4 protein-coding genes are annotated in these 6,040 nt (G+C 65.9%); 2 read left to right on the top strand and 2 right to left on the bottom strand.

Features of this window, described 5'->3' with window-relative positions:
* Positions 1-114: 114 nt before the first annotated feature.
* Both GBZ26_RS26120 and GBZ26_RS26115 read right to left on the bottom strand, forming a co-directional pair.
* Entirely contained in the window at positions 115-1,725 is a 1,611-nt protein-coding gene (locus GBZ26_RS26120; protein WP_174441335.1) for an ABC transporter substrate-binding protein, read from the bottom strand.
* A 41-nt stretch (positions 1,726-1,766) separates the two neighbouring features.
* A complete protein-coding gene (locus GBZ26_RS26115) occupies positions 1,767-3,080 on the bottom strand; it encodes a M20 family metallopeptidase (RefSeq protein WP_211104970.1) in 1,314 nt (437 codons plus the stop codon).
* 221 nt (positions 3,081-3,301) lie between these two features.
* On the opposite strand from GBZ26_RS26115, the gene GBZ26_RS26110 reads away from it, so the two are divergent.
* Both GBZ26_RS26110 and GBZ26_RS26105 read left to right on the top strand, forming a co-directional pair.
* On the top strand, positions 3,302-4,315 hold the full coding sequence (locus GBZ26_RS26110; RefSeq protein ID WP_247884914.1) for a LysR family transcriptional regulator: 1,014 nt from the start codon (positions 3,302-3,304) through the stop codon (positions 4,313-4,315).
* Between the two features lie 301 nt (positions 4,316-4,616).
* Positions 4,617-6,040 (top strand): right-handed parallel beta-helix repeat-containing protein (locus tag GBZ26_RS26105; protein WP_174441334.1); only part of this gene is annotated, 1,424 nt, incomplete at its 3' end.

Genomic DNA, 6,040 nt, shown 5'->3' with positions numbered 1-6,040 from the left:
CCGCGTGGCCCCCTTCCCCCCCCCCCTTCGCCCCAAACCCCCTCTCCGGGGAGGCGGGGGAGGGAGGGGGCCCACGCGCAGCGTGGGAAGGGTGGGGGCAACCGCTCCCTTTTCTTACTTCTTGACCATGTAGACGCTGTCGTAGCTCTCGTTCACGCCGATGGCGGTCGTGACGGCGTTCTTGAAGCGCTTGTCCACGAAGGTCGGGAACTCCATCTCCAGCAGCCAGGCCACCGGCACGTCCTCGACCAGGATCTTCTGGGCGGCGGAGTAGAGCTGCTGGCGCTCATCGTCCTTGTTGGTCTGGGCGGCCTGGGCGAACAGCTTGTCCACCTCGGGGTTGGCATAGCCCATGGTGTTGGAGAACATCACGCCCTTGCGGATGTTTTCCGAGACGTAGGTGCGCGACACGCCGAGCGCCGGGTCGCCGTACTGGTAGACGAAGTTGAAGCTCAGGTCGTAGTCCCAGTTGGACACGCGGTTGACCCAGCCGGCGGCGTCGGTGGTCTCCAGCGTCACGTCGACGCCGACGCGCTTCATCGCCTGCTTCACATACTCGCCGAGACGGGTCCAGGTCTCGCCGTAGGGCATGACGAGCAGGCGGACCTTGGCGCGCGTGCCGTCGGCGCCCTTCTTGTAGCCGGCCTCCTCAAGCAGTGCCTCGGCCTTCTTCGGGTCGAAGTCGTACTTCCGGACGTTGGCCTCGTGGAAGCGGGTGACCGAGTTCACCGGGCCGGTCGCCGGACGGCCGAGGCCGAACCAGATCTTGTCGCGGATGAACTTGCGGTCGATGGCGTGCATCATCGCCTGTCGGAAGCGCTTGTCGTCCAGCGGCTTGTTGCGCGTGTTGATCTCGATCCAGGACAGCGGCGCGAAGAACTCGTAGCCCTTGGTCGTCATCTCGACGTTGGGCAGGCCCTTCAGGCGCGGGACGTCGAAGGTCTCGATGTCGTTGAACTGGGTCTGCTGGACGGTGCCCTGCTCCACGGCGACGGCGCGCGAGGCGGCGTCGGGGATCACGCGGAAATAGATGTCGTCCAGATAGGGCTTGCCGGCCTTCCAGTACTCGTCGTTGCGGACGAGGTGGATGTAGGAGCCCTTGTTCCACTCCTTGAACTTGAAGGGGCCGGTGCCGATCGGGGTGGCGTTGGCCGGGTTGGCCTTGAAATCGGTGCCTTCATAGATGTGCTTCGGCATCATCGGGGCCGACGACACCTCGAAGGCCTGAAGGAACGGGCCGAACGGCTCCTTCAGCGTGAACTGGACGGTGTAGTCGTCCAGCGCTTCGATCTTCTCGCACTTGGAGAAGGTGGCGCGGGCGCGCGGGTGGGTCTCCATCAGGAACTTGGAGGTGGAGAAGACCACGTCGTGGGCGGTGAAGGGCTTGCCGTCGTGCCACTTGGCGTTCTTCACCAGCTTGAAGGTGTAGACCTTGCCGTCGGGCGAAACCTCCCAGCTCTCCGCCAGTTCCGGCTGCGGCTTCAGGTCGAAGCTGAAGGTCAGCAGGCCCTGGTAGATCTTGCCGGCGACCGTCTGCGTCGGACCCTGCTGGTTGAGGCCCAGCACCAGGATCGGCGGTTCCGGCTGGACGATGATGTTCATCGTGCCGCCGCGCTCCTGCGCCGCGGCCACGCCGGGCACGGTCAGCGCCAGCGGCGCCGCCAAGGCGGCGGCCAGCGCCGCGGCGGTCAGGGTTTGACGAAAGTGACGCAAACGATTGCTCATGTCTGAAGCCCCCTTATTGATTGGTTCTCGTCACGCGACCGTTATGGATCGATGGATTCAAGGCCGCACCAGTCGGCCATGAACAGGGCGAGCACGGCGGTCACCTTCGCCACGCTGTCGAGCGAGACGGACTCGTCGATGCCGTGGATGCGCTCCGCCTCCGGGCCGTAGCAGGTGGCCGGCGTGTCGCCATAGAGCAGGAAGTTGCGGACGTCGGTGGTGCAGGTCTGGGCCAGCTTCGGCGCCGGGGTTCCGAAGATCGACCGGTGGGCGGCGTCCAGCGCCTCCAGCATCGGGTGATCGGGGTCCAGCGTGCAGCCCTCGGCCTGGAAGCCGCGGAAGATGACACGCGCGTCGATCCCCTTGAGGTCGGAGTCGCCGCGGCAGGCCTCGGCCACCGCGCGCTCGATCTCGGCGCTGACCTCGGCGGCGGCCCGGCCGGGCGGGAAGCCGAAGCGCAGCTCCATCCGGCAGCGGGTGGGGACGGAGGACGCCCATTCGCCGCCCTCGACGTGCCCGACGTTCAGGTTGTAGGGGTGGTGATGGTGCGCGTAAGCCGGATGCCGCCCGTCCGGATGGTTCCAGGCCGACTCCAGCGCTTTCAGATGCTTCAGCACGCGGAAGGCCGCCTCGATGGCGTTCAGCCCGGCGCCGGTGTCCAGCACATGGGCGGGGCGGCCCGTCACCTCCAGCTCGCAGCGGATCACGCCGACCTGGGCGATCTGGAGCGTGTGGTTGAAGGGCTCCGGGATCACCGCGGCGTCGGCCTTGTAGCCGCGGGCGACGCAGGCGAGCGCGCCGTTGCCAGTGCATTCCTCCTCGACCACCGACTGGAGATAGACCGGGGCGGCGGGCTGGACGCCCAGGCTTTGCAGCGCCTTGAAGGCCATGACGTAGGCGGCGATGCCGGCCTTCATGTCGCCGGCCCCGCGCCCGTAGAGGCGCCCGTCGCGGACCACCGGCTCGAAGGGCGGGGCGGACCACAGCTCCTCCGGCCCGGTCGGCACCACGTCGATGTGGCCGTTGAGGATCAGCGACTTGCCGGTCGCGCGCCGGGGTTTGTGGACGCCGACGACGTTCTCGCGGCCTTCATAGGAGATCAGCGAGGGCGACCAGCCGGGCTGGGCCTTCAGCGCCTCCTCGTCGATAGCGAAGCGGTCCACCTCCAGGCCCATGTCCCGGAAGATCCGTTCCATCAGATCCTGCGCCGGGCCTTCCTGCCCCAGCAGGCTGGGACTCCGGACCAGATCGGACAGCAGGCGCACTCCATCCTCGCGCAGCGTCGCGACCGCGCCCAGGATCGCATCCCGGTCCACAGCTGCAATGCTCCGCCCACCCTCGTCGGATGCGGGCATGACGACTCCGTTCTTACCACTCCGCCGCGCAGTCGTCCGTGTGGGTCGGCAAATCACCGCGAAGAAACCAGGGTGATTTCGACTTTCGGACTATGACCCTGGTTTTGCCCGGTTGGGCGCCGCCGGGGGTCGACCGCTGACGACAGGCGTATTACAATTCAGCTTCTCATCCTCCGCCAAATCGATAATCCTCATTGCCGACATAAGCAGGATTTATGGCGATGGGTTTCCCTCCGATGACGGCGCGTGATCTGGAACGGCTGGGCCACCAGCTGGACTGGAACCTGCTGCGCACCTTCATGGTGATCGTGCAGGAGCAGGGGCTGACCCGCGCGGCGCAGCGTCTGGGGCTGACCCAGCCGGCGGTGTCCCAGGCCCTGAAGCGGCTGGAGGACCAGATGGGCCGCAGCCTGATCGAACGCGGGCAGGGCCGTTTCCGGGTGACCGAGGCGGGGGAGATCATCTACGCCGAGGTGCTGGAGATCTACGGCAACATCTCCCGCTTCGCCGTTCTGATGCGCGACATCCGCGAGGAGATTTCCGGCCACATCCGGATCCTGCTGGCCAGCCGGATCCAGTCGCTGCTGTTCGACGCCCTGCTGGAGCGCTTCCACGCCACCCACCCGCAGGTGACCTTCCGGCTGGACGTGATGGCGAGCGCCGACGTCCACATGGCGATCCAGCAGAAGACCGGGTCGCTCGGCCTCTGCCTGATGCGGGAGCCGCCGCCGCTGGTCGAGCACGCGCTGTTCGCCCGTCAGATCTACCGCCTCTATTGCGGGCCGCGGCACCACCTGTTCGGCCGCACCGGCCTGACGCTGGGCGACCTGCGCAGCGAGGGGTTCGTCTCCTTCACCTCCGACCAGATCGGCGGCGTGCTGTCGCCGCTGGCCGTCTTCCGCGCGCAGGAGGGGATCGAGAGCCGGATCGTCGGCGCCTCGGTGAATCTGGACGAGGTGCGGCGGATGATCTCCGTCGGGCTGGGGATCGGGCCGCTGCCCCGCCATGTGGCGGAGCGCGACGTGCGCGACGGGCTGCTCTGGCCGCTGCCGCCGGAGGAGGGGGTGGCGCCGGTGGACATCCACCTGCTGTGGAACCCCGCCGCCAAGATGAACCGGGCGGAGCGCGCCTTCATCGAACATTGCCGGGCCGCCATCGCCGGCATTCCGCTCGACCTGCGTTTCGATCCGGCGGCGGTGAGCGAGTGGATCGACCGCCAGTTCGGCGCCGACTGATCCCTCCGCGTTTCCGATCTCCCAGACGGTTTGTGCCGTCATCCAGCGGATGACGCGGCGCTTGCGCGCTTGCAAGAGGACGCAAGCAAAAATTCCCATTTCCTTTTCCGCTCTTTGATAAGCGGAAGATTCCTTTTTGAAAAACAGCGCCTTCCTGGAGTCTTCGCAAAAGATGCCGGGGAATCTCACAAAAATGCCTCGCCGAGCGCTTCCCTCGAATTGGTAGTACAGGCATATGCCAAAGGGCGAAAACGCCAAAAAACTCATACCTGAAGATAAAACCTCAAGAGAGCATTGACATATGGCCAACCTGTACGGACCGAAGACGCTGACGGCCCCCGCTGGTGCGATCGTCATAGCACCCGGCGCCAACATCCAGTCCATCGTCAATGGTGCTCCCACCGGCGCGACCTTCTGGTTGCAGCCGGGCGAGTACCGTCTCCAGTCGATCACGCCCAAGGACAACCAGACCTTCATCGGGGCCGAGGGCGCCGTGCTGAACGGGTCGAAGCTGCTGACCGGCTTCACCCAGGAGGGCGCCGGGCGCTGGGTGATCGGTGGGCAGACGCAGCAGGGTGAGCGCCGCGAAACGGACAAGGCCAGCCCCGATGCGATGCGTGGCGGCTATCCGGACACCGTCTATGTCGACGACAAGCCGCTGACTCCGGTGGACGCGCTGTCGAAGCTGAAGGCGGGAACCTTCTACTTCGATTACAACGCCGACAAGATCTACATCGGCGACAATCCGGCGGGGCACAAGGTCGAGGCCGGAGTGACGGCCCACGCCTTCAGCGGCACCGCCGACAACGTGACGATCAAGAACCTCGTCATCGAGAAATACGCCCCGCCGGTGCAGCATGGCGCCATCCAGGGCGACGTAGGCTGGACCATCCAGGACAACGAGCTGCGGCTGAACTACGCGGTGGGCGCCACGGCGCAGGACGGCAGCAAGTTCATCGGCAACTATGTCCACGACAACGGCGAGATGGGCCTGGGCGGCGCCGGGGCCAAGATCCTGGTCGAAGGCAACGAGGTCGCGCGCAACGGCGCCTGGTCCGGCATCGACGTGTTCTGGGAAGGCGGCGGCACCAAGTTCGCCTACACCACCGATCTGGTGGTCCGCGGCAACTACTCGCACGACAACACGGGCTTCGGCCTGTGGACCGACATCGACAACGTCGGCGCGCTCTACGAGAACAACGTGCTGGTCGGCAACAGCGGCGGCGGCATCACGCACGAGATCAGCTACGATGCCGTCATCCGCAACAACGTTCTGGTCGGGAACGGCTTCAAGCCGCAGGCCGAAGGCTGGCTGTGGGGCGGCTCGATCCAGATCCAGAATTCCCAGAAGGTCGAGGCCTACGGCAACAAGATCGACATCACCGGGGTCAAGGGCGCCAACGGGATCGTGATGATCCAGCAGGATCGCGGCGCCGGGGAATTCGGCACCTACACCACCACGAACAACAAGATCCACGACAACATCACCGTTTCCAAGGACGGCAACGGCCAGTCGGGCGGCGTGGCGGATCACAACGAAGCCGGCATGCTCAACGGCGGCAACGTGTGGGACAACAACACCTACTACATGCCGGACGGCGACCGCTGGCGCTGGGGCGACTTCCCGGACGGCGACAACTGGTCCGCCTACATGAACGCGACCACGCAGGACGAGCATTCAACCCTGTCCCAAGCCTACCCCTCCCCGTCTCTTATACACCTCTG

Source organism: Azospirillum formosense, from assembly GCF_013340925.1.
Lineage (GTDB): Bacteria > Pseudomonadota > Alphaproteobacteria > Azospirillales > Azospirillaceae > Azospirillum > Azospirillum formosense.
This window is presented reverse-complemented; position numbering and strand designations above follow the sequence as displayed.

Excerpts from the sequence above, each read along its gene's own strand:
- GBZ26_RS26115 (WP_211104970.1), bottom strand. The coding sequence starts at position 3,080 with ATGCCCGCATCCGACGAGGGTGGGCGGAGCATTGCAGCTGTGGACCGG.
- GBZ26_RS26120 (WP_174441335.1), bottom strand. The coding sequence starts at position 1,725 with ATGAGCAATCGTTTGCGTCACTTTCGTCAAACCCTGACCGCCGCGGCG.
- GBZ26_RS26110 (WP_247884914.1), top strand. The coding sequence starts at position 3,302 with ATGGGTTTCCCTCCGATGACGGCGCGTGATCTGGAACGGCTGGGCCAC.